This window comes from Legionella fallonii LLAP-10 (assembly GCF_000953135.1).
Taxonomy (GTDB): Bacteria; Pseudomonadota; Gammaproteobacteria; order Legionellales; family Legionellaceae; genus Legionella; species Legionella fallonii.
Window position 1 is genome coordinate 133,482 of the sequence record NZ_LN614827.1, and the last position, 25,543, is coordinate 159,024.

Here is a 25,543-nt window from a genome sequence, read left to right on the forward strand (position 1 = left end):
AAAAAAATCATAAGCTATTAATGGGCTGCATCCCAATTAGGGCCAACACCGATAGAAACAAGCAAGGGTACTGATAATTGTACGGTGTTTTCCATTAGATTGCGGATCATCTCTTTAGACGACTCTATAGCATCTTGATGGACTTCAAAGACTAATTCATCATGAACTTGCATAATCATTTTCGCTTGAGGATTATTTTGCGAACGTTGCCAGTGAGCAATGGCGAGCATGGTTTTTTTGATAATATCTGCCGCTGTTCCTTGCATTGGGGCATTAATTGCAGTTCGCTCCGCTGCCTTTTGTCTCATCATGTTGCGAGCATTTATCTCTGGTAAGTAGAGGCGTCTACCAAACAAAGTTTCTACATAGCCTAATTGATGAGCTTGCTTGCGGGTATTTTCCATATACTCCAGTACTTTGGGGTAGCGATGAAAATAAGTATCAATATAATGCTGCGCGTCTTGGCGCTCTACATTAATTTGCTTGGCCAGACCAAAAGCGGACATACCATAAATCAAGCCAAAATTAATTGCTTTGGCTTTTCTTCGTTGCTCATGAGTAACTTCATCAAGCGCTGTTTGGAAAATTTCACTGGCTGTTGCCGCGTGAATATCCCAGCCATTGGCAAAGGCTTTTAACAAGTTCTCATCTTGTGATAGATGGGCCATGATACGCAATTCAATTTGCGAATAATCTGCTGCCAGAATAACCCAATCCTGAGGAGCGATAAACGCGGTACGAATCAATCGTCCCTCTTCACTACGGATAGGAATATTTTGTAAATTAGGCTCACTAGAAGATAAGCGTCCTGTTGCTGCAACCGCTTGGTTGTAAGAGGTATGCACTCTATGGGTTTTAGCATTAATTTTTTGTGGCAAAGCATCAATATAAGTCGATATTAATTTTGTTAGACTGCGGTATTCTAAAATCACTGCAGCCAAGCGGAAATCAAAAGCGAGTTCTTGTAATACTGCTTCGGCTGTAGAAGGTTGGCCAGTTGGTGTCTTGGCAATAACAGGTAGTTTTTGTTCATCAAATAAGATTTCCTGTAATTGCTTAGGAGAGTTCAAGTTAAAGGGTCTACCTGCCAATTGCACTGCCTCTTCCTCTAACGCCTGTGTTCGCTCTTTTAATCGAGTACCGTGTTTTTTTAGGGTTACTGGATCGATTAATACTCCAAGTTGCTCCATATCAGCAAGAACAGTGACCAGCGGCATTTCTATTTCTTTAAAAACCCGGCGTAGCGACTCATCCATCATGGGATATAATTTATGATGTAATTGCAAGGTAATATCAGCATCTTCAGCCGCATAAACTCCTGCTTTATCGACAGAGACTTGGTCAAAGCGCAACTGTTTTGCTCCTTTTCCTGCCACATCCTCATAACTAATCGTTTTATGGCCTAAATATTTTAATGCCAGAGTATCCATGTCGTGACGTCCAGCACTACTATTTAAGACATAGGATTCCAACATCGTGTCATAGTCCACTCCTTTTAGAGTGATGCCATAATTTTTAAAAATACAATAATCATATTTAATATTTTGCCCGATTTTTCCTATTGCTGGATTTTCCAAAATAGGTTTTAAGGCAGTGAGCACTTCATTTCGATCGAGCTGAGGGCTATTATCAGTGTGCATTAGAGGGATATACACCGCCTCGTGTTCCTCAATCGCCAAAGAGATGCCAACTAATTCCGCTACCATCACATCGATGCTAGTCGTTTCTGTATCAATACAAAATATGCTGCATTGTTCCAGCTTGCTGAGCCATTGATTCAACTGCTGGTTATTGGTAACCAACTCGTAGTTTGTTTGTTGTGACTCAACTGATTCCGTAGGCGCGCCGACTTGATTTTCTTGGCCTAGCAGTTCCTTAAGCCAATTTTTAAATTCTAGTTCTCGAGTTAATTCAATTAGTTGCTGATTATCAGCAGGTTTGGGTATTAACTCATCAAAACTCAAAGGTAACTCTACGTCGGTTTTAATGGTAACCAGTTTTTTTGATAGGGGTAGTTGAGGGATTGCTGCTCGCAGGTATTCCCCTATTTTACCGCCAATAGTGTCAGCATTTTGTAATAAATTATCTAAGGTTTGGTATTCGGTTAACCATTTTACTGCGGTTTTGGGACCACATTTGGTAACTCCGGGGACATTATCAACGGTATCGCCAATGAGGGTGAGATAATCAATGATTTGTTCTGGGTTGACGCCAAACTTTTCTTTTACACCAGCAATATCCATACTGGAATTACTCATGGTATTAATCAGCGAAACATGCTCATTGACTAATTGCGCCATATCTTTATCACCTGTTGAGATCACAACGGGTATACTCCGTTCTGTAGCCTGGCGTGCTAGAGTGCCAATCACATCATCAGCCTCAACTCCATCAATTATCAGTAAAGGCAAGCCCATAGCTTGCAGTACTTGGATTAAAGGCTGAAATTGGGAACTGAGTTCCTGGGGCATCGGTGGTCTATGGGCTTTATATTCCGGATACCATTCATCTCTAAATGTTTTTCCTTTGGTATCAAAAACTACGGCTAAGGCTTCTGGTTGGTACTCTTTAATTAACTTTTTAATCATGTTGGCAACCCCATAGACTGCGCCAGTGGGTTGACCTTTAGAGTTTGTTAGGGGAGGCAAAGCATGAAATGCCCGAAAAAAATAAGAAGAGCCATCAACCAGAACTAAAGGTGCCTTCATGCTTATTCCTCTTCCATTTGCGCTATTTGTTTTGTTAGCGAATTAACTTGTTCTGTAAGTGTTTTAATGTTTTTGCGTATCAGCGGGATGCGATTAACAGATAATTCATGCTTTATAGCAATATCTTTAGGTTTTGCCGGGTTGCCTAAGTAGACCATTCCTTCTTTTAAATGTTTGTTCGGGGGAACTCCTGTCCGGGCTCCTAGTATGACATTATTATCTATTTGCACATGATCACTAATGCCAACATTGGCGGCAAAAATGACGTTATTACCACTTGTAGAACTGCCGGCGATACCGGTAAAAGCACACAGGATATTATGTTTTCCTAGTTTTACGGAGTGAGCGATTTGAACTAGATTATCAATTTTAGTTCCTTCTCCTATAACCGTTTCACCTATTGTTGCTCTATCTATTGCTGTATTGGCGCCAATTTCAACATTATCGTGGATAGCAACACGACCTACATGAGGGACTTTGAGGTGGTGGCCATCAGTAAAGGTATAACCAAATCCATCAGAGCCAACCACTGTAGAGGCATGAATAATGACTCTAGAACCAATATGACAATGATCATAAATAGTAACATGGGGGTGAATGGTTGAGTGCTCTCCTATTATGACATCATACCCTACATGAATATGACTTTTAAGAACACTGTGGTTTCCAATAATACTTCCTGATTCTATAACCACATAAGGGCCTATAAATACCCCCTCACCCAGTTGCACATTATCACCAATCACCGCGGTAGGATGTATTCCTGGCGTTACTTTTTTAGGGGGATTAAAATGGTTCATCAGTTGAATAAATGCTTTAAATGGATGCGCCACTTGAACTAGCGGTTTATTAGACTGAACTACTTTGCTGCTTACTAACAGGGCCGCTGCCTCGGAGGCTTCTGCCAATCGCAGATTGTCATTTCCTTCGGCAAAAACTAATGAACCAGGGATAATATTATCAATAGGTGCTAATGAAGAAATTGTTGTTGCGGCATCACCTACTACCACTCCTTGAATCAGGTTGGCTATATCACATAGTGAATTATTCATTCATTAACTCGTTAATTGTGCAAAATAGGCCGATTATATACCCCTTGCTTTCTATTTTCGAGTTAATAAATGGAAGAAAGGAGAATCATTTGACTTTTCTATGGAAATTTAGGTTATTTACATAGAAAAGCACCATTAAATAAGGTATAAAATCAACTAATTAACATGAGTGCGCCATAAAAGATATGGAAATGCCTTTTATGACGCTAAACGAACATTATCCCATAAAGTGCGACCCATTTATTATGGGAACTAGGTCTAAATAAAAGCAGTTCGATATAAAAAATAACGTATTTCTTATATCGAACTCACGTTAATTAAGTACATGGGCTGTGTTTTAGATTTAAGGTCAAAAGGATGAGATATGTTAAAAAAAATGGGGGTTTTGGGGTTAGGGGCATTGCTTCATACGAGTGTCCATGCCTCAGATATGGTTTTTGGTACTGACGAGTTACCAATAGTATGGTCATCAATTATCACTCTTAGTGGCGGCCCTGCTTGGGCTGATCCTGGGCAAAATCAATATCTTTATCCTAATCCTACGCTAGTTCCACTTGATATTGATTATTTTAACTATAATTCAAAAACTGGTGTATTGGCGACAGGTGAGATTTTCTTTGGATTACAACATATTATTCCACCTGGATTTTTAATCGGCGAGTTAGGGCTTGGTATCGCTGGCGCTACGGATGCTTTAGCGACTGGAGTGATTGATATCAATGGTGTTCCAGAGGTCAATACTTTTAGTTATAAGGTCGATCATGCTCGCGTAGAGCTTAAAGGAAAACTCATAGGCACCTGGTATAAGCAGGTACAACCTTACATTAGTGGCAGTTTAGGGGCAGGATTTAATAGTTCTCATGCCTATGTGCCAACCACGATAAACATGGCACTGTTCCCCCCAGATTTTTTTACTGCCAGTTCTAGCATTGCCTTTTCGTATACCTTGGGGGCAGGGATACAAACAATGTTAACTCCACACTGGCAAGTAGGGGTTGGCTATGAATTTGCTGATTGGGGGAAAAGTTATCTTGGCCCTGATCCGGGTTCTTTACTTAATGGGCCGGGATTGACGCATATGTACACTAATGAAGTGCTATTTAGTTTAAGTTATTTATTTAATTGTTAGCTGAGAGCAGAGTAGGTTGGCCCTTGGCTCAACCTACATTGGAGCACTTAAGCACTAACCGTGATGCTTTGGAATACTTCTTGTACCTCATGAGTGACTGTGGCGGAGTTAGTTGGAGTCTGGAATAATCTCCATCTACCTGCAGCTAGGTTAGCAGTAAATAAGGTTGCAAGAGATAACAATACACCGGCCAGATCGGCCAGCACTTGTTTCCAGCCGCGGTGCTCTTCTAAAACAAGATTGGCTTTATCAATCGCTTTTATGCATGAGTCTTTAAACTGACGTACATTTTTATTTTGGGGTAGTTCCGCAGTTAATAAGTGCTCTCTTGCTTGTAATAGCTGATTATAAAGTTCTCGACCAGCAGCAGCGGCTTCTTGATAGTTGTCATCGCTTTTTGCCTTATCCTCTAAATCGAGAGTCATTTTTTCTATGGTTTCCAGTTGGGCTGTGAAGTTAATTTGCGTGAGGATAATATCTCCTTCTTTTCGCGTCACAATTTTCTGTTTAGCCATTTTGGCTTCTTTTTCTACTAATTGCACCTTAGCATCAAGAGCTATTCTAATTTCTGGGGGCAAAGTTAACGTATCTTGACCTAAAACCTGTTGAGCCTGTCTTAACTTCGCTTGACCCATTACTTGATTATGGAGTTGGCGAACCTGTCTATCTCGTGCCTCCTCAACTTCTTGAATCATTTGGTATCGTTGGAATGAAAGGAGTGGAGCATCATAAATTGCGATAGCATACTCGTTGACTATGTCTTGAGCATTGCGTTTCACATTGGAATGCTGTTGTTCTGCTGCTCTATTAATAGCTTCTTTTTTATTGAAAATGGCGCTTTTCACCTTAGGATGCTCATTGATTAGCAGTCCGTCCGCCTCTTCCTGGCCATCAAAACTTACGATTTCATCTAATTGCTTATGTAAGTTATGTCGTTGCATAGAGACTGCGTCAGGAGTGTGGTTATGCTCAAAAGATATAGGTAATGCAGTGATTTTTCGTACACGAGCTTCTATAGCTTGCTCTGTTTTATCTTCTGCCCGTTGCTTTTCTTGAGCCAGTTGAAGAGATTGGCGTTGCCCTTCTTGGATTATCAGCGTTCGTTTGTTACGCAGTACCTCATTAATTTTATAATGATGCTGTCCATTGTTTATGTTAAAGACTTCTTCAGCTTCTTGTAGATCCTGCTTATCTTTGATTAATTCGTCTAATTTATCCAACTGAGCCTTTTCTATTTGTGCAATTTCTACAAGAGAGTGCCCATTATTAACTATGACGTGAAAATCATTGATTTTAGCTGCGTAAAATTCGATTACTTTTTTAGCCACGATAGCATCTGCATATCGTTTTGCTTCTTGCACTATCTTATTTTCTCTTTGGGTAAATGCAGATGTTATTGCCGTATGAGGTTTATCCACTAGACCTAGATTTTGATGTGCTGTAGTCAGCTCGCCGTTATTTTTTAGTCCGTTCTTGTATTGTTGTAAGCGTTCTAATAATTCGTGTTTTTGTTGTTCCACTTCTTCTATGCTATGGGGATTAGTGAATACTAAAGGTAAGTCTTTGATATTACGTATAAAACGACTGATGGTTTGCTCTGCTTCTTTTAAGGTTTCTAGTTGCCTCAAAGTAGTTTCATTAATTATTTTAGACTTAGCCTCAAGAGCGCTCTTGATTGCTGGATGTCTGATAAAGCCGAGGATTTGTTCTGCTTCTTCTAACCGCGCGTCATTTAAAACGAGTGCGTTTACTCCACGGAGTTGAGACACACGTTGTGCTTCAACTTCTTGAGGTTGAGTGTGTTTGTTGGCCGGTACCGGATAAGTGGTGATTTGCTGAACATAAAAACGAATAGTTTGCTCTGCATCGCGTTGTTTTCTTAAATCTTCTTCAGAAGTTGGAAGTAGTTCTTTTTGCATTTGAGAAAACCAAGCCTTAAATTCGCTAGACCCTTGGTTGGCTACTTCTTGAGCCAAACGTTTAAAGGAGTTTGCCGCAGTACGGTCGATTTTTGCTGCAAGCAGCGGGAATAATTTTTTAGCTAATTCTGCATCCACCGTACTTAATTTTTTTAGACCTTCAAATGATAAGTAAGAGTCTTGGGCACTTATTTTTTCCAGAACCATATCTAGAACGGTTTCATTTGCTGTTATTTGACGGTTGCTTACAATATATTCTATTGACGCTGGTGAAGTGAAATTATTGATTACATGAGCTATTGCTGATGCCATAAGTAATTCGGGTTGTATCCAGGACTTGATGTGCTCATTTGTAAATACATTAGCATCGCATAATGCTCTTAACCCTGAATTTCGCGTTACTCGATCAAACATTGGGCCGCGTATATTGAAGAAATGATTGATTAAGCCTTTTTGAATAAACTCTGTAGCGCCTTTTTTCCCATAAAGTGCTCCTGACTCGCCAGGTTGTACGGCTTTATGTTGAATGGCCTTATCTACCACTAAGTTAAAAAACTCCTGGGTGCTAAGTATATTAGGCACAATACAACGGTCTGTATTGACTAAATTTATAAGAGTTTCACCGAGTTGCTCGTGCATTTGCTCTTTTTCCAAGATCAATTGGAGCAATTCAATACGTGGAAATCGGGTTAACAGTTGTTTAATAAACTCTTGTTTGCTGCCTTTTGCTGATAACATACGACGTACCATCGTGTCTTGATCACTAGGTGTTAATGCATTAAGCAGCGCATCAAAATAAGGGAGTTGCTGATGTACTTGAGCACAAGACTCTAGATTGTCTTTCTTCAAGTGCTGAATAAATCCTGCTTTTCGTTGTGCAAGTAATGCAGTAACTAAAGCAGGAGTTCGATAAATATACGCTCCAAGAGCTTCTGAACATTTAAGTATGTCCTTATTCAGTTCTCGCTTTGGTGTATCCAGATTGAGTTCACAGAAGTTATAATGTCTTTTTTTGATCTCTTCTAAACTAAATCGCTCCTCTTTCTCATTCTCCCAGGGATTAACTAAGATAAAGTCGCAAGAGGTACTCTTTTTTTCGATACGCTTAATTCTTAGTGCATGGTAACCGTGTATTTTTCCAAATTCATCAGGTGTCCCATAGTCCATTTCTACATAGAGGGGTTGCTCTGGATTGATGGCTTTTAATTTGATAATTTTGTCATAATCTTTTGTGTAATTACCTTCTATGCCTAATAATTCGCTCACAAAAACGGCCGCCTCATGGCCTTCATATCGTTCCTTCTGGTCATGAGCAATAATGCTATGCTGTTGGTTCCATGCTGTAGCAAAGTAATAAGAACTAATGTGCTCTAATATTTTCACTGCAAGAGAATTAGAGCTAACTCCTCGCTTATAAAGCCCAGGAGAAATCTCGGTACTATTTCTGTCAATTCGTTCCAGTTCTGTTTTACTTATTGTAATCTCATCAGTATTAGTAACCGTATTATGGAAATATTTATATTTAGCATTAATGTTGTTTAATAAAAGGTATTGGCTGTGGCTATTATGAGGAATACGTAATGTGACGCTTTCATCGGCATTTTCTGTGAACATTGATTGGATTAAATCGCGCCCTTCTTTTCCAGTGCTAAAGACACAATCTAGCACAGCTAGAAGATAGCAATCGCCTGTTTGGCCTTGCTTTATCGTTATCTTTTCATTATCATTTGGAAATAAACGGGTCATATTGTTTCCTTTTATGCAACTAGAGCTAAATGGAAGCATTATACACCATGATTATTACGGTTTCCTTAAGATAGAGCGTGCGGTGATCAATTCTTGAGGGTGCTATACTTAACCCAAGATATTTCAATTTTGACACGATAGGCGAATAAAAAAGCTTGGCATAAGGAGATATTGATGCACAGAGCACCTCATATTCTCATTGTTGAAGACACAATGATTGCTCAGGTTGTTCTTAAAACACAGATGATGAAACAGGGGTGTACTGTTGATACGGCATCTGATGGTGTATCTGCATTAAATCTAGCTTTGTTGACCCATTACGATATTATTCTGATGGATATAGGCCTTGGTGATGGACCCGATGGCTTTGAAGTGGCAATGCAGATAAAAAAACAAAGCAAGATTAATAGAAACACGCCCATTATGGCGGTTACTTCTCATGGCGAGCCAGAGTATTATCATAAAGCTGCTGCAGCAGGCATGGAAGGTTATTTTTATAAACCATTTAAGCCTGATGATGCAAAAATAATTGTTGATTATTTAAAAAATTGGCAACAATTACACATCTGATTGCTTTTAAACGTTTTATGGATACCGACTTTCATCGGAAATGCGAAAATGGCTAAAGTTGAACATTAATACGTAAACACTTACCGCATACTCCTTGCACAGGAATTAGGTGGGTAATTGGTCGCTCTGTGATTGTCATTCTTACAAAAATCATCCTGTTTTTTATGATATCTTGGGCCTTGCTTTTGGTGTATCTATCACTTTCTCTTGATCATGAACCATAGTGCGCTCTGGGGACATTTTTTCTAGAAATTTTCTTTTATGCTCAATCCATGGTTGGATCGTTTCTTTGTCCGCTTCTTTTAAGTTTAAGAATTGAGTTTTTAACGCCCCCTCACTAAAAGTCACATCAACAAACTTTTCCCATTCCTTTTGTAATAGATCTACTGGCTGTTTGGCTGGTGGTGTTTTGGTAGCAGTTGTTGATATCGATGGATGGGTGGTTGGTACCGCTGGAGCTTGTGATGCAGGTACTGTAGATTGGGTATATGTCCTGATAAACGATTGAAGCGCGAGGGCCGCGTTTGCTCTAGTTTCTGCTTTGACACTTGCAGGATTAGTTTTGTGATTTTTAATTGTTTGTTTTATATCATCAAGTAATTCTACTAAAACTTTATTTTTTGCTTTAAGTTGCAGGACAGAGTTGTTAGGGACTGAAATTTTTTCAAGTCGTTTTAAGGCAATTGTTCCCTTGGCCGCATCAACACTAGTTAATATAGTTATTTGCTGACGAATCTCTTTTACCAAAAGATCGGATTTTCTTTTTCGTGCCTGTAAAAGACACCCTTCTAGCCGATCCATCATATCTTTGAGCTCTGCCTCAGTTCCACTGCAAGTAATTCGGACGACACCGTTATTTTCTGGCATGCCAAAAAAAGAACCTGCAGCAAGCATCAACGACTCTTTGAATAATAGAGAATAAATCAGTTCCTCACTAGTTTTGATCCTTCCTGTTCTACCTAAAGCTCTTTGGGCTTCGGTTGGAATTTCATCACCCAGTAGATCGCTGAAATCACACAACACATAAAAAGTACTATCTATTTTATAAGAGGGATCTGGCATGGCTGCACCCATTGCCTGAGCTCTTTGCCATACGTATTGTACCTTGGGATAATAAAAGTCTTTTAGTTCCTTTTTTTCTTTATCGCCAAAATGTGCCATAGCATGAGCATAAGCTAACTGAGCTGAGCGGGCGGCATGGCCGATAGTGGAAATATTTTTATTGCGTAAAGCATTCATTAATTCAGGATCAAAAGCCATCAACATAGCAAAGCGTTCACCGGCAGAGGATAAGGCTTTAGTTGCCGAACGTAATAAAACAACTCTATCTTTTAATTCGGGAGCATATTTTAAGACAGAAGGGATGTTTCCTGCTGACCAATACATTTCGGCATAAGCTTCATCTATAACCAGCTTTAAATGAGGGTACTTACGTAATACCTGGGCAATATCCTTCCACTCTTCTTCTGTAATCACGGTACCTAAGGGATTACTCGGATTACATAATAGAACTGCTCTAGGAGGGCAGCCATCTTGCTTTGCGAGTTCATAGGCAGAAAGAATACTTTCATCTAAGGCCGTAGCTGTAAGGCGATATCCAGGCTCTTGCATTACGTCTATAGGATGGAGTATGTGTTTGTCGTTATCTGCATAAAGAGAATAATGAGGGAATGGGGTAATGACGCGGTATTTTGAGGAGTCGGCATACAATTTATTGAAGGTCTCAAAAATAACGCGTAAAGCACCTGCTCCTCCAGTGGTAAATAAGATATTATCTGCCGTAATGGGAGATGCATACCAAGAGCTCATCGCCGTTGCCATCATTGCTCGTGGCTCAATATCTCCACGGCCGTCTCCGTAGTCTATTGCAATAGACTCTTTTACGCTTCCTGGCTTGGTCATTTCTTTTTGAATTAATGCCAGGATAGCTTGCCAATAAGCGACAAGCATTTCTACAATATAGATGTTTACCCGAAAAGTTGGTTTGCCCATACCGGCATAGATAAAAGACTTATTAGGATTGTGATTTTCTTTCTCTAATGTCTTGGCCCACATATTGAGCAGCATGACTTTGTCTGTATCATCTGCTGATAAACCATCAGGTGTTAGCATTATTTTAATCCCGTATTAAATGAACAATATATGTAATGTATGCTAATATTTTAGTTAATAAGAATCAAATTATAAACCGCAATGGACAAAAATTATAACAAAATAACCTTAACGCTAGATGAAGTGGGAAATTTCTTAGCGAAGTTCACTGAAAATAGCGATCATGTCTATTGGATAAGTAGCCCTGATTTTAAAAAAATACAATATGTTAGTCCTTCATATGAACGAATTTGGGGGCGGTCGCGAGAAGAGCTATATAATAACCCCGGACTCTGGATTACGTATTTGCACCCTGAGGATACAGCCACTCATCACCCCATAGAGGAAATGGCCAACAAAATCGTTCTACTAGGGGATAAAGCAAGGTATTCTGAACAATATAGAATTATTCGTCCCAATGGGGACGTTCGCTGGATAATGGATAATGGTTTTCCTCTCTATGATGATCAAGGTGCCTGCTTTGGTGTTAGTGGAATAGCCATTGATGTTACAGAACAAAAAAAACGAGAAGAAGAACTACAAATAGCGAAGGATATTGCAGAAAAAGCCAATCATACTAAAGATGAGTTCATTCAAAATATGAGCCATGATATTCGTACACCATTAATTGGTATTATTGGTATGGCGAATCTTTTACAGCAAGAACTCCGTAAAGCTCAGGAAAAAGAATACGCTCATATGATTGAGATGAGTGGGGAACAGTTATTAGAGTTATTTAATAGCATTCTTGATATGGTTTCTTCCAATAACTCCAAAGAACATGTTATCGAAAATCAATTGTTTGATTTATATGAACTGATTAAAGGAATCTGTGAATTAGAATTACCTACCATTAAGATTAAAAAGCTAGAACTGCATCTAACAATCGATTCTTCTGTTCCACAATGGATAATAACCGACTCTACTAAATTACATCGTATTATCTTAAATCTTTTATCAAACGCCATAAAATTTACCCAAGAAGGGGATATAACGATACATGTTAGCAGCACTCTTCTTAAAGAACCTGAGCACGCTGAATTGACAGTGATGATAGCGGATAGTGGCATTGGAATTTCTGAGGCAGATCAAAGTAAAATATTCGACCGATTCTATAGAGCAACTCCCTCTTCTAAAGGATTATACGCAGGGCATGGAGTGGGGCTGCACATTGTGCAGAAGTACATTGATCTTCTTCAAGGGTCGATTTCCGTTGAAAGTAAACCAAATGAAGGAACTCAGTTTGTAGTCAAAGTTCCCATTGTTATTGATTCCTCTAAAGCTAATTCATTAGAACCTTCCTCTTCTGTGGAGCTCGAAGAGCACTGGACTAATGATGATAGGGTGACAACAAAGAATGAAGGAGATGCTGTATCATCTGACTCTCCGCTATTATTGTTAGTGGAAGATAATGCCATTGCATTAAAAATGATAGAGTTCATCGCCAAACAATGTAACTGCCGCTATAAATCAGCTCATACAGGTGAAGAAGCGTTAGATTTAATTAAAGAACACGAATTTGATTTAATTTTATCCGATTTAGGACTACCTGGAATTTCAGGAAGTGAACTGACTCTAGCCGTCAGGGCTTATGAGCAAAGCCAAAACAAGCCCGCGGTTCCTATTATAGGATTAACTGCTCATGCTGTGGATGCCATAAAAAAAGAATGTATCGTTGCAGGGATGAACAAAGTCATTATAAAACCTATTAAAATGAATGCATTACAGCATTTAGTAGATGAATTCGTTCAAGCTAAAATAACTCATTGCAACCAACAGTCACCACAATATTTAGGCAAGGATTTGCCTGCTTCTGAAGAAGAGTTATTTAAATTAGATTCTTACCCAGTTCTTGAAGAAAAAAATGAAATAGAAGATATAACAACATTAAAAGAATTATTGCAGTTGATGATCAGGGAAGCTCTTCCTCAAGACCTGAAAGAAATAGATACTGCCTATGCGCAAAAAAATTGGAGCCAGGTCGAGCAAATTGCTAAAAAAATTAAAACCGAAGCTTTATATTGCGGAGCAATCCGTTTAAAGTTTGCCAGTCAATATCTTGAGCTTTGTTCCAAGCCCGAACCAGTTCATCTAGTCGCCGCCCTATATAAACAATTTTGCATGACGGTTACCGATACCATTTTAAGGATACAGGATTGGCTGACTCAGCATGCTAAATAAGGTAGCCAGGTAATTAAGTGCAGACGGATGGTGAATAATAGCCTGTGTTATGCTATAAAAAAAGGATTCGCGGAGGCGTTACTAGGGAATAACTATGTGGGATATAAATCGAAAAAAATATCTATCGCGTCTTGCTAAAATTCAGCCATATTTAAAAGACAGTAAATTTATTAATACAGAGGATATCGTTGCAGTCTTGTCACAAATTATTCTAAGTGGTGATAGGGTTTGTATTGAAGGCGATAACCAAAAGCAAGCAAGTTATTTGGCATCTGCCATGACGCAATTAGATCCCTCTGTTATTAATAACCTGCATATGATTCAATCAGCTATTGTTTTACCCGAACATTTGGCTGTTTTTGACAAAGGTATAGCATCCAAAATTGATTTTGCCTATTCTGGCCCGCAAGCTGCGCGTTTGGCTAACATGGTAAAAAATAAAAAAATTCAGGTTGGTAATATTCATACCTACAATGAATTATTTGCTCGCTTACTCACTGATTTGACCCCTAATGTTTGTTTGTTAATGGCGGATAAAGCAGACAAAAAAGGGAATTTGTATACCGGTGCTAATACAGAAGAAACACCTGCGATCATTGAGGCAACCGCATTCAAAAATGGTATAGTCATAGTTCAGGTGAATGAAGTTGTTGAGCAATTGCCGCGGGTGGATATTCCGGGTGGTTGGGTTGACATCATAGTTAAAGGCCCGAAGCCTTCTTATATAGAGCCTCTTTTTACCCGGGATCCAGCACAAATTAATGAGCTTAAAATCTTAATGGCTATGATGGTAATCAAAGGGATCTATGCGCCTTATCAGGTCAATGTATTAAATCATGGTGTTGGTTTTAATACTTGCGCTATAGAGTTATTGCTGCCCACTTATGCCGAATCTTTGGGATTGAAAGGAGCCATTTGCCAACATTGGATGGTTAATCCTCTTCCCACGCTTATTCCAGCCATTGAAGAAGGTTTTGTCAAATCAATTCATGCCGTTGGCGGTGAGGTTGGCATGAATGACTATGTTGCTGCTCGACCTGATGTATTTTTTACAGGTAAAGATGGTTCGCTGCGTTCTAATCGTATGTTTGGCCAATTGGCAGGACATTATGCCTGTGATCTTTTTATTGGCGCTACCCTACAAATTGATGTGGAGGGACATAGCTCCACCGCAATAGATGGCCGCATAGCAGGATTTGGTGGTGCGCCTAATATGGGCTGTGATGCCCCAGGGCGCAGACATTCCTCTTATGCCTGGTTAAAAGCAGGACAGGAGCGTTGTGAGGCCTTATCCAGCAAAATGCCTCGTGGTAGGAAATTAGTGATTCAAATGGTTGAAACATTTCAAAGTGCAACACAACCTACTTTTGTTGAACAATTGGATGCTTGGTCGCTGCAAAAATCAATGAACGCCGATCTCCCTCCGGTGATGATCTATGGTGATGATATTAGTCATATAGTCACCGAAGAAGGAATTGCTAATCTATTGATGTGTCGTAATCTTGAGGAGCGAGAACAAGCGATACGCGGTATTGCTGGTTATACTGAAGTGGGGCGTCAACGAGATCAGCACAAGGTGGATGAGTTGCGGGCAAGAAAAGTAATCCAACGTCCAGAAGATTTAGGGATTAAGTTTTCTGATGCGACTAGAGATTTGCTTGCTGCTAAATCTATTCGTGATTTGGTCGACTATTCCAAGGGGCTGTATGCTCCTCCCGCAAAATTTAGAAATTGGTAAGGAATTATAATGGAATCAATGGCATTTGATTTTGCTTTATCAGGGAATAAGTTTAAAGGTCAACGCACCGTTTGTGGCGTTGTTGGTTCTGGGAATTTGGAAATTATTGTTGAAGAAAATGATACTACGAATACGCGGTTTGAAATTGAAACCGCAATAGAACATTATGCGCCAATTTGGCGTATAGTCATTGAAAATTTTGTTGCAGAATACCAACCTGTAGGATTGAAATTTACCTTAAACGATAATGGTGCGACACCACCGGTGGTTGCGTTGCGCCTTAGGCAGGCACTTGAAGCATTTAATGGGTATCAGAAAACGGCAAGCAATTATCTGGAATTGGATGCTCGTGCTCGAATTGATGCCCTAGTCGACTCTCATTCGTTTAGCGAATGGCTCGCCGATGAAGCTCATTATAGTCCCCACTTAGCTGCTTTAGGATTACCAGGGGAAGCCGATGATGGCATTGTGATTGGTTCTGCTTCATTTAACAACCAAAGCATATTAATTGCGGCACAGCAAAAAGATTTTATGGGGGGGGCTGTAGGTGAGGTGCATGGCGCCAAATTGACCGGCTTATTCAAGGCGGCAGTTAAACGTGGTGTCGCGGCAGTGATTTTATTGATTGATAGCGGTGGCGTGAGGCTGCATGAAGCCAATGCTGGGGAGCTGGCTATATCAGAGACTATTCGGGCTATTTTTACCGCCAGAAGTAAAGGAGTGATGACTATAGGGGTTATTTGTGGCAAAAATGGGGCATTTGGTGGTATGGGAATCATCTCTAGCTGTCTCGATTACCTCATCGTGAATGAAATCGGACGTATAGGTGTTTCCGGGGCTGATGTGATTCAGGCGGTCAAAGGCGTTGAGGCATTTGATGCTCAGAATAGGTCTTTAGTCTGGCGCGTTTATGGTGGTAAAACCCGTTACTTGCAGCAGGCTGTTCAAGCCTATGTCGATTCGTCTATAGATACGATCAAAGAAGTGCTTAAAGAAGCGATAAATAAGAAAAAACCTATCAATAGTGCCTTTTTGCAAGAGCAGCATGCTTTATTAAAAAAACGTTTTGAATCAGCAAAGGGATATCAAGAAGAGGGTAGCTATCTAGCGGATAAATATCCTCAGTTGGCTCCAACTTTATTTAATATGGATAAGCCTAGCTTTTTACAAGCCGCACAACAGATCGACAAGGATGAGTAATGACTACATTAGATGAGGTAATGAAGGGCATCTTTGGGACAGAATACGAATTAACCGAAGAGCATTCAGTGGTTTGTGGTCAAGGGCGCCTTGGCTCTCAACCTTTTCGCATTCTCGGTGTGAAGGAGTCTACTTGTTTAGGTGTTGAGCAAGCTCTAATTATGGCAGAACATGTACTCACCATGGCGGCATCTCATTCGCTCGATCCGCTTTTATTATTAGTGGATGTAGCTGGACAGCAGTTAACCATGCGCGATGAGTGGTTAGGGATGCATCAATATTTCGCACATCTCCTTGCTAGTTTGGAGTGCTTACGACAACAGGGAAATAAATTAATTTCTTTAGTTTATAACCAGGCGATAGGTGGCGGTTTTATCGCTTATGGTTTAATGGCCGATACTATTTTGGCTTTGCCTGAGGCAAAGTTGGCGGTAATGTGGTTAGAGGGTATTGCCAGAGTGACGAAGATAGATTTGGCTGTGTTGCAGAAATTGAGTGAAACCTTACCTGTATTTGCCCCTGGTGCAAATAATTTCTATAAACTAGGTGGGGTACATGAGCTTGTCGCCTTGCCTGAGGTTGCTGATGCATTACTACGCGCTGTAAGTAGCAGTAACGAAGACCGGCGTGCTCAGCTAGGTGCCGAGCGAGGGGGCAGGCAATTAGCCTATGCAATAATTAATCAAGTCGCTGCTCTGTAATGATGGAGCAAAGACATCAGCTGGTATTCCCAGAGCGTCATGCACAATTTACCATTCATTCCAGACACGAAAATAAAGATGAGCTGATGCATCATATACGGGACTGGTTTAATCAGGGACTACCCTGTATTTATGCTCGGCAGTTAGATGATGAGGGCTCGCAGGTAAATTTAGGATTGCCTGTTTTGTTGGCTAATAAAAAATACCGGGTGGGTTTATTACTGTCAAAACACTTAGTACATCGAGCAGAAGAGTTACCCAAGTTGGCAGATATGACTGTATTTTTTGCCAAAAAACTGGGACAACAAGCAGAGACTTTATTTTCCCCTCAGGAGTTAGTAGATTTTAAATCCATATTTGTTTTTGGCTCTTTTTTATTTGAATCGTTAACAGGGCAATGCTTTGTCACGGAACATTCCGATTTGGATGTGCTGATTGATTATGATGGTTATTCATTAGTCGTGCTGAGACAGTTACTCAATCAATTAAAAACAAAGTTTAAGAGAACCATTGATGGCGAAATTCGCTTTCATGGTGTGGGTGATGTTGCCATTAATGAGTTATTGTATGCTTCTTCGCCACAATTATTATTCAAAGATTCACGTAACGCTGGATTGATATCGAGACATGAACTCTATGCACAATACCCCCATTTATTGGGACTCTGAGGACCGGATCGCTAGAGGAATTACTAGAATAGCAATCAGGGCACTCTATTTTGAGGTTAAAGCCTATCCTAAACCTGGTTTAGTTAGCTTTATCGATTCAGGGGCTCACAGAGATATGAATGGAGAAACGTTTTATCGTAGTCTTTTTACTTTGCGTCATTATTTTTATGATATTGCGGTGCAAGGACTGGCTCATCGAAGTTATGACGATTTACGACGGATTGGGGTTGAGGCAGAACGACGCATGCTGCATAAAACGGCGGGAATTAATACGCATAGAGGGGCTATTTTTGCCTTAGGGGTATTAGCTGTCTCTGTATCGCGGCTTATCAAAGAAAAAAGACACTTTGCTCCTCATGATTTGTACCAGCAGTTAATTAAAGATTGGCGTGTGATATTACAACATCATCAAACGGAGCAATCCAGCCATGGGGCAATAGTGAGACAAAATCATCAGGTTGTTGATGCCAAGCAAATGGCAAGGGATGGCTATGCGGTTGTCTTTCATTTGCTTACCTCTTTTCTTGCGCTGTATCAACAGACCCTCTGTCTTGATAAAAGTTGCTTGTTTGCTTATTTACAATTGTTATCAGCAGTTGATGACACTAATGTGCTTTATAGAAAAGGAACGGCTGGCTTATTATTTGCACGGCAAAAAGCGCAGGAAATTTTAGCTATTGAGTGTCTTGATACTCGTCAACAACAGGCTATGGAACTTCATATGCTTTTTTCTAGAGAAGGAATTAGTCCTGGTGGTGTTGCTGACTTAATTAGTGTTTTATTATTCATTGGACAGTTATTTTGTGAGCCTCTTCTATGTCATTATTAATCGCTTTTTCTGGTCAGGGAATGCAATACAGCGGCATGTTTAGTAAACTGGCAGCGGATGATTGGGGTAAGCGTTGGCTTGAAGAGGCAAGTCAGTACATGCATCTGGATTTATTGAATACAGAAGTTGTGCAGCATTATTGTGATGATGTGGTTTATGCGCAGTGTTTCATAATGCTCCTTAGTGCCGGGGCCTTCCAGGCAATTAATCAATACACTGATTTATCTCCTGAGTTTCTTTGTGGTTATAGTTTAGGTGAGCTAACTGCCTTTGGTGTTAGCGCACGGTTCGATCTCAACACACTGTGTTCCCTGACCCAAAAACGCGCCTCTTTTATGGCGGCAGCGATGAGTCATTTACTGGGAAAACAAGAGTGTGGGCTAGCTGTGTTAAAAGGGAATATCAGCTTAACTCAGGCTCGGCTGCTCACGGCACATTTTAATTGCCATATAGCGATTATTAATGGGGAAGATCATTATGTGGTTGGCGGGACAGTAGATGACCTCCATGCATTGCTTACGACAGCGCAATCTAAAGGTATTAGTAAGGCCGAATTATTGCGAGTGAGAGTTCCTTCTCATACGCCTTTATTGAGTGCAGCAAGCGAGGATTTTTTGCAGTATTTACAAAGCGTTTCATCCACTCCTATGGCGTATCCGGTATTAAACGCATTGACTAACGAAGTGATTTATCATGCACAAGACCTAATCCCAATATTAGCTAATGAATTATCTCACACCCTGCATTGGGATAGAGTAATGCATTTGGCTCCAGAATATGGCATCTCATTTTTTTTAGAGCTAGGGCCAAGAAGTTCATTAAAGAAAATGTTTGCTGACACAAATCCGCAGATAAAGGCTTATGCTTTGGATGATTTTTCTTCTATCGCTGGCCTGGCACAATTTGTGCAAAGCTCTTTAACCTAGCAGTAGTTAATCGCTTTTTTTCTCTTCCTATTCATTTCCATAAGGAGGCTCATCGAGCCGGTTTTTTGATTTTTTTAATGTCAAACTCAAGTTGTACTTTTTCAAATTAAGGAAAAAATTCTTCTGAAAAATCATCGACAGCACAAAATAATTCCACTAGATTATCTATTCTAGGTCCTTTTAAATCATTTTTGACTAAATTTGAAAGATTCAGCCGAAGTTGATCATAAAAATAATATTGAATTCACATTAATTTAACGTCAGTTTTGGATAAGGAACTCAGATTTTACATTGCCCCGTTCGTCCTGAGGAGGGCTTTAGCCCGTCTTGAAGGCTAGGCACTGTACCAAAACCCTTCGAGATGTCGCTAAAGCGACTCCTCAGGGCGAACGGATCGAGATAGAGACCGGATCTAATAAGCTTCTTATCCAAACGTTAATTTAAGGACGATGTATGTTAATGCGATTAAGACTACTCGGCATGCTTGTGTTTATCCTCATGATGTTGGGGCAGCATGTCTTCGGTGCTACAGGAGCATTGTTTAATGTTTCTCCCTCTGGAACGAGAACACCGCAGCCCTTTAGCATGACATTATGTCTTAATGCAAGCGGCCCCTTATCATGCCAAAATTATAGTGCATCGAGATTAACGCTGAGTATATCGACCACCATTCCTCATCATCAGTACAATAATGCAGGAATTAAAGTAAATACCCCGGGTTATACCGTTACCATCAACGGAGCGCCTTGTCATTTGAATAACAAAGGCTATTGTTCTTTTGTAGTGAGTGATACCTCTCCGGCGACTTTTCAAGTGCGCCCAAACACTTATGCTTATGTTGTCAACTATAATCAACCTTCTACAATATCCATTTGCCCAGTCAGTTCCGATGGCTCCCACCTGGGTATTTGTCAAACAACGAATGCGCCCGACTCTACCAAGACGAGCACCTTAAATTCGCCTTTCGCGATAGCCTTAAATCCAGCACAAACGATCGCTTATATTGGCAATAATGCATCTCCATCATCTGAGAACAACGGTTCTATTGCCATTTGCCCTATCAAATCCAATGGCTTATTAGATACTTGCACCATTAATACAGATGCTTCTTTTACCGATGGGAGCGTCACGGGGGTAGCTTTTAGTCCAGATGGAAGTTATTTGTATGCTTCTTTCTATACTAGCAATCAAACTTGCGCCATGCATTGCGGTTGGGTATCCATTTGTCCTGTCAATGCGAATGGATCGCTGGGGGCATGCGCAATTTCCTATGGTAATGATACGCTTAATGAGATTGATTTTGGGTATGATCTCTTTGTTGGCGTACAAACAGCGTCGAATGGACGTTCTTATCTCTATACCAATGCAAATGCAATACAACAATCTGCGGCAATCTGTCCGGTGGTGGGCGGTACCATCGGAGTATGTACTTCAGCCAATTACCCTGCCGTCATCAGTGAGTACCTTGTAGAAGGCATTAGCTTCAATGCCGCCAATACCTATGTTTATTTTGGAAATGCTGGGAATAGCGATGTTTTCGTGTGTCCGGTATCTAATGGGGATATCCTTCCATGCACCGTATCTGATGGGCCAGATGCTGCTGGCAATCAAACATTCAATTTTGAACAACTCACGGGTGTCGGTTTATTTATGTCAAGTGCAACGGGATATGGATATATCCCTAATAATGGCCTGGGAACCTCTATGAATACGTTATCTATTTGTCAATTAAGCCCCACTGATGGGTCTTTATCCCATTGTGTGGCGACAAGGGGTAATGATAGCCGTGGAGCAAACACCTTTAATCAGCCTGTGGCGATAACATTAAAACTGAATGTAGGTTAAATGATGTGTAATATGAGTAGCGGTTTACTATGTGGGTCTGGAGATCATCCAAAACCGACCACTACCGCCTACAAGAAGAAAAATGTCTGATTCGTTTTAAGTCTTCTCAGCATGAGGACTCACACTATAATTCGTGACTGAATCCGTCGTCGTTTTATCCCCTGTTCTTTTTTTACAAAAGGCTCCCAACGCCAGTTGGGAATAGCGCAATTTTTTTGTAGGAATAAGGCGTTGAGGTGATTAATTAGTCCCTCTTTGTCCATGGGCTCTGGCTCGACTTGAATGCTGAACTCATCTAAAGCATGTTGGCAGATTTTATACTCTGCAAATTCAATAGCACTGCTTGCCATTTGTTGGCGTATGATATCGGCAAAGATGGGGATTGGCTGCTGATTTTGTTTGCCATAACAAATGTCGCCAATTCGCCCTTCTATAGCAGCAAGTTCGGTGAAGGTTTTATTGGCGTTTTTAGCGACGAGGACATCGTCTAAACGATAACGTATGATGGGTTGGGTGCTACGCATCAAATCAGTAATAATAGGGACAAAGCGCGACTCATCAATCCATTCTTTTTCAATGATTAAAAACTCTTCATTCATGGTTAATTGGTTGTTGCCTTTATCGCTAATAGCCAGGAACCCTTCTGTGCATTGATAGACTTGGGATACAGGACTATGAAATGCCTCACTTATTAATTGCTCATCATCTTTTTCTAAAACTTCAGCAACTGAATAGATTTTATGGGGCTTAATAGTCAAGCGTTCCTTTTGCCTGGCTAGTAATAGCAACACACTGGCTGGTGCGGATAAAATAGTCGGCTGTAGGGCGTTTAATCGGGTGATGTGCTCATCAAAATTCAGCAGTAAATCAAAAAAATGAAATTGAATTTTTTTACTTTTATTTAAAGTGGTATACAAATTGTTATTAGCACGTAAGAAAAAAGCGATTCGCTCACGTGTTTTAAGTCCATTGGGTAATGCTTTGGCTAGAATGGCTCCAGCCCAAGCATCTCGCTCTCTCGGATTGGTGAGGAATAAACCTCTGCTTCCTGAGGTGCCTGACGATAGCCCCACGGAAATATTATGAATTAATGGGGAGAAATCTCTAGTCTGTTCCGCCTTTAACGCCACCTCCATAGCCTGTTCTTTAGTTAAATTAACGGTATTGATTTGGTCAAAATGCTCCATCATCAGTTGTTTATTCATTATGGGCCATTCAGACAGCGGTTTGTCTTTATAGGGGTAATAAAAAGGGGATTTTGCTAAAGTTTTTTTAGCTAGTTTCTTAAATTGCTTTTCTTGATAGCAGGCTAGTTGCCCTGGTGTTTGCAAAGTGCGTTTTAGCCACAGTGTTTTGTAGTAGTAATAAAGAATACGTGCTATCACAGAGTAAGCCCTACCTTGGGTCTGAAATGTTGGCAATGGGAAGGAATTATGTCCATCTCTTTATTTTGTTGATAAAGGGCATGTAGGTTTTGTATGGTGTTTTGGTATGCTTCTTTATCGTGGTGGATTAAATAAGTAAGCACATGAGGATAAATTAACTGCTGAAATGTTTCTTGATGCCAGCAACTATCAGCAATTAAAAAAGTTTCTTTTATGGCTTTAAAATATAATCCTATCTGGCCTTGGGCATGTCCAGGTAAGGGAATAGCAAAGATTAGACCATCATCAAACAAATCAAATCCTCTAGTGAAGGGGGCAAGGTGGGAGGCCAGGATGCTTTCCTTATTACCCAATATGATTAATCGCTCATAAAAATCGGCAGGTAGAAGTCCAGGCAGAAAGCCTTGGATTAAAGCCCTCAGTCCTTTTTTATTTTTAATATCGGCTAATGCTTCTTGATGACAAAAAAAGCGAGCCTTAGGAAAGTCTTTTAAACTACCAATATGATCGGCATGAAAATGAGAGATGACAATATAGTTAATTTCATCTGGATGAATATGCTGTTCTAAAAGTTGTTCCTTTAATGATTTTTGAATGGTTACGGGTGTTAAATAACGATATAAAGAAAAAGGAAATTTCCGGGTTAAGTTGAAAAATCGGTCGCTATAGCCCGTATCAAATAGAATATAACCCTGTTGTGGATGCTTGATTAATGCACAAATGGCGGGGTATTCGCATTGTTTTAAACGCCCTTTTTTTAAGGTCATTTTTTCGCAATGTTTGCAAAAGCCTGCTTCAAGGAGTTTATAACTAATCATGAGACATGATACCAATGGGCAAAGCGCTGCATCCCTTCGGCAACACTCACTATAGGTTTATAGCCTAAGTCTGTTTTAGCCGCCTCTATATTCAGGGTTTGGCCTAAAGCTAAAACTCCTGCACTGTATGCGGTAAGGCGCGGCTCTTGGGTGATAAAAGGCAAGCGGTATAAAATTTCCAGGCAATGCGCGATATTTTTGGCAATAGAATAAGGGATGTATTTTACTTTTAGTGGTTTGCCTAGCGCACGATAAAGCTCTGTGATAAGGCTTGTCAGCTTTTGCGGTTCATCGTTAGTAATATTATATTTTTTTCCTAAAAATTGATTTTTTGCTTGCGCTGCCAGAATTAAACTTTCTACTACATTATCAACAAAAGTGATGTCGATGATATTTTCTCCTGAACCGATTAATGGCAAAACCCCGTTTCTCTCCGCTTTAAGTAAACGGGGAAAAATCGCACGATCATAAGGCCCAAATAAAGCTCTTGGACGTATGGTAATAACCTGTATCCGCTGTTCCTGATGCGCTTGATCAATCAATGATTCCGCAAGACGTTTGGTTTTTATATAATGATTTACCGGCTTACTTGGCAAGACATCCTCTTCTTTAATTTGATGCTTTTCGGTGAAATCAAAATAAACACTGGGGGATGAGACATGAATTAATCTTGCCGTACTAGGCGTTGCGGCGATGACATGTTGGGTACCCACCACATTGGCGTGATAAAAATCTTTATAAGGACCCCATGGGCTGGAAAGCGCTGCGCAGTGAAAAATGAGTTCTGCATTTTGCATAAGCTGTTGCAAACGTGTTTTTTCATTTAGATCAAGAGCAACAAATTGGGCTCCAAATTGGGATAGTAGGGCACCCAAGTGTTGATTACGGCCCAAAGCCATGACTTCATGTCCTTCTTGAACGAGACGTTGAGTCAAATTAAGTCCAAGACAACCAGTAGCTCCTGTGACTACGCATCTCATGCTAAAACTCCAATATTATACCTGAGGCAGAAATTCCTGCCCCTGTTCCTATTAAATAAAGTAATTGTCCTCGGTGTATTTTATTGGCATATACATAGTTGGATAAGGCATTGGGTAAGGAGGCTGCCATTTGATTGCCATGAGTGGCATAGATGTCTACAACTTTCTCTGTCGGGATAGCGAGACGCTTTCTCATATGATGCATGGCAAGTAAGCTGGCTTGATGCGGTACTACCCAATGGATATCAGACATCGTGACTCCTGCTTTGCTAAGCAACGCTTCTGTAGACTGCTCTAGCAATTGGCTGGCTAATTTAAAGACCTTCTTACCGTCCATATAAAATAAACCAAGTGCTTTATCATGGGGTTGTGATGGTGGAAAAAGGGTACCACCAGCTTCTATACGACAGAATTCAGCGCCGGCGCTATGAGTTATCATATGTGAGGCAATAATGCGGCTAGAATGAGTGCTTTTTTCCAGTACGCAAGCGGCTGCGCCATCGCCAAAAATAGTACAGGTTTCCATATCATGCCAATTAAGCCCTCGAGAAGGGAGATCACTGGAAACAATCAAGGCTCGTTTAAAGCGCCCTCCTTCTATTAAGTAAGACATAGTGTCTAATGCTGTGAGGAAACTCAGGCAGGTGCTGCTAATATCAAAACAAGGAATGCCTGAGTGTGCTAATCCCAGTTGTTTTTGAATTAATGCAGCGGTACAGGGAATACCTTGTTCATTGGCACCACTCGCACTGATAATCACATCTATCTCTTGCAGAGTGAGACCCGCGTGCTCTATAGCGCGTAATGCGGCTTGAGCTCCCATATAAGAGGTCGTTTCTCGTTGGGTCGCAAAATGACGGGAAATAAGCCCTGATTTTTTTTGAACGCTGCCTTTTTCTAGTCCAAGTTGTTGATCAAGCTCGGAGGATAAAATTTTATTCTCTGGTAAGTAATGTCCTAATCCGGTTATTTTTACTGCTGGCATATCATGCATCCAGGAGAGAAAAGTTATTAATTGTACATCAAGGGCTGTTATTCATCAATTGGATGTTAATTG

The 25,543-nt window shown here is 40.3% G+C and carries 18 protein-coding genes; 10 read left to right on the top strand and 8 right to left on the bottom strand.

Annotated features, from left to right (window positions below; translation table 11 throughout):
- Positions 1-17 precede the first annotated feature (17 nt).
- Complete coding sequence (gene polA / locus LFA_RS00535; protein ID WP_045094459.1) at positions 18-2,708, bottom strand: DNA polymerase I; 2,691 nt, start codon at positions 2,706-2,708, stop codon at positions 18-20.
- A 2-nt stretch (positions 2,709-2,710) separates the two neighbouring features.
- Positions 2,711-3,760 (bottom strand): UDP-3-O-(3-hydroxymyristoyl)glucosamine N-acyltransferase, encoded by a 1,050-nt coding sequence (gene lpxD / locus LFA_RS00540; protein ID WP_045094460.1) that lies wholly within the window; start codon positions 3,758-3,760, stop codon positions 2,711-2,713.
- A gap of 364 nt (positions 3,761-4,124) precedes the next feature.
- Here lpxD and LFA_RS00545 point away from each other — a divergent pair, with 364 nt between their 5' ends.
- Positions 4,125-4,889 carry an outer membrane protein gene (locus LFA_RS00545; protein ID WP_045094461.1) on the top strand — a complete coding sequence of 255 codons (765 nt, stop codon included), beginning with the start codon at positions 4,125-4,127 and terminating at the stop codon, positions 4,887-4,889.
- Between the two features lie 47 nt (positions 4,890-4,936).
- On the opposite strand, the gene LFA_RS00550 is transcribed toward LFA_RS00545, so the two are convergent.
- Positions 4,937-8,554, bottom strand: a complete 3,618-nt coding sequence (locus tag LFA_RS00550; RefSeq protein WP_045094462.1) for a sbcc family protein — start codon at positions 8,552-8,554, stop codon at positions 4,937-4,939.
- Between the two features lie 174 nt (positions 8,555-8,728).
- Between LFA_RS00550 and LFA_RS00555 the strand changes: the two genes are divergently transcribed.
- A complete protein-coding gene (locus tag LFA_RS00555) occupies positions 8,729-9,124 on the top strand; it encodes a response regulator (protein ID WP_045094463.1) in 396 nt (131 codons plus the stop codon).
- A 162-nt stretch (positions 9,125-9,286) separates the two neighbouring features.
- Here the strand turns inward: LFA_RS00555 and LFA_RS00560 are convergent, their stop codons facing one another.
- Positions 9,287-11,236 carry an aminotransferase class I/II-fold pyridoxal phosphate-dependent enzyme gene (locus LFA_RS00560; RefSeq protein WP_065814350.1) on the bottom strand — a complete coding sequence of 650 codons (1,950 nt, stop codon included), beginning with the start codon at positions 11,234-11,236 and terminating at the stop codon, positions 9,287-9,289.
- Positions 11,237-11,317: 81 nt separating this feature from the next.
- Here LFA_RS00560 and LFA_RS00565 point away from each other — a divergent pair, with 81 nt between their 5' ends.
- From LFA_RS00565 to LFA_RS00600, 8 genes are all read left to right on the top strand, one after another.
- Positions 11,318-13,396: a PAS domain-containing hybrid sensor histidine kinase/response regulator gene (locus LFA_RS00565; RefSeq protein WP_052673795.1), complete on the top strand. Its 2,079-nt coding sequence runs from the start codon at positions 11,318-11,320 to the stop codon at positions 13,394-13,396.
- 94 nt (positions 13,397-13,490) lie between these two features.
- A complete protein-coding gene (gene mdcA, locus LFA_RS00570) occupies positions 13,491-15,134 on the top strand; it encodes a malonate decarboxylase subunit alpha (protein ID WP_045094464.1) in 1,644 nt (547 codons plus the stop codon).
- Between the two features lie 9 nt (positions 15,135-15,143).
- Positions 15,144-16,334: a biotin-independent malonate decarboxylase subunit beta gene (locus LFA_RS00575; RefSeq protein WP_045094465.1), complete on the top strand. Its 1,191-nt coding sequence runs from the start codon at positions 15,144-15,146 to the stop codon at positions 16,332-16,334.
- Complete coding sequence (locus LFA_RS00580; protein WP_045094466.1) at positions 16,334-17,035, top strand: biotin-independent malonate decarboxylase subunit gamma; 702 nt, start codon at positions 16,334-16,336, stop codon at positions 17,033-17,035. Before LFA_RS00575 ends, LFA_RS00580 begins: the two co-directional genes overlap by 1 nt.
- A complete protein-coding gene (gene mdcG / locus LFA_RS00585; protein ID WP_045094467.1) occupies positions 17,035-17,703 on the top strand; it encodes a malonate decarboxylase holo-[acyl-carrier-protein] synthase in 669 nt (222 codons plus the stop codon). Before LFA_RS00580 ends, mdcG begins: the two co-directional genes overlap by 1 nt.
- On the top strand, positions 17,663-18,532 hold the full coding sequence (locus tag LFA_RS00590; RefSeq protein ID WP_231865882.1) for a triphosphoribosyl-dephospho-CoA synthase: 870 nt from the start codon (positions 17,663-17,665) through the stop codon (positions 18,530-18,532). The genes mdcG and LFA_RS00590 overlap by 41 nt, the downstream gene beginning before the upstream one ends.
- A complete protein-coding gene (locus LFA_RS00595) occupies positions 18,520-19,458 on the top strand; it encodes an acyltransferase domain-containing protein (RefSeq protein WP_045094469.1) in 939 nt (312 codons plus the stop codon). The genes LFA_RS00590 and LFA_RS00595 overlap by 13 nt, the downstream gene beginning before the upstream one ends.
- 453 nt (positions 19,459-19,911) lie before the next feature.
- The gene (locus LFA_RS00600) at positions 19,912-21,303 is read left to right on the top strand and encodes a lactonase family protein (protein WP_045094470.1); all 1,392 of its coding nucleotides are present in this window, start codon (positions 19,912-19,914) and stop codon (positions 21,301-21,303) included.
- A 119-nt stretch (positions 21,304-21,422) separates the two neighbouring features.
- Here the strand turns inward: LFA_RS00600 and LFA_RS00605 are convergent, their stop codons facing one another.
- The 4 genes from LFA_RS00605 to LFA_RS00620 are packed head-to-tail and all read right to left on the bottom strand — an operon-like array spanning position 21,423 to position 25,471.
- Positions 21,423-22,688, bottom strand: a complete 1,266-nt coding sequence (locus tag LFA_RS00605; RefSeq protein WP_045094471.1) for a F390 synthetase-related protein — start codon at positions 22,686-22,688, stop codon at positions 21,423-21,425.
- Positions 22,685-23,506 carry an MBL fold metallo-hydrolase gene (locus LFA_RS00610; protein ID WP_157010236.1) on the bottom strand — a complete coding sequence of 274 codons (822 nt, stop codon included), beginning with the start codon at positions 23,504-23,506 and terminating at the stop codon, positions 22,685-22,687. The genes LFA_RS00605 and LFA_RS00610 overlap by 4 nt, the downstream gene beginning before the upstream one ends.
- On the bottom strand, positions 23,503-24,486 hold the full coding sequence (locus LFA_RS00615) for an NAD-dependent epimerase/dehydratase family protein (protein WP_045094473.1): 984 nt from the start codon (positions 24,484-24,486) through the stop codon (positions 23,503-23,505). The genes LFA_RS00610 and LFA_RS00615 overlap by 4 nt, the downstream gene beginning before the upstream one ends.
- Position 24,487: 1 nt before the next feature.
- Positions 24,488-25,471, bottom strand: a complete 984-nt coding sequence (locus LFA_RS00620) for a beta-ketoacyl-ACP synthase III (RefSeq protein WP_045094474.1) — start codon at positions 25,469-25,471, stop codon at positions 24,488-24,490.
- Between the last annotated feature and the right edge of the window lie 72 nt (positions 25,472-25,543).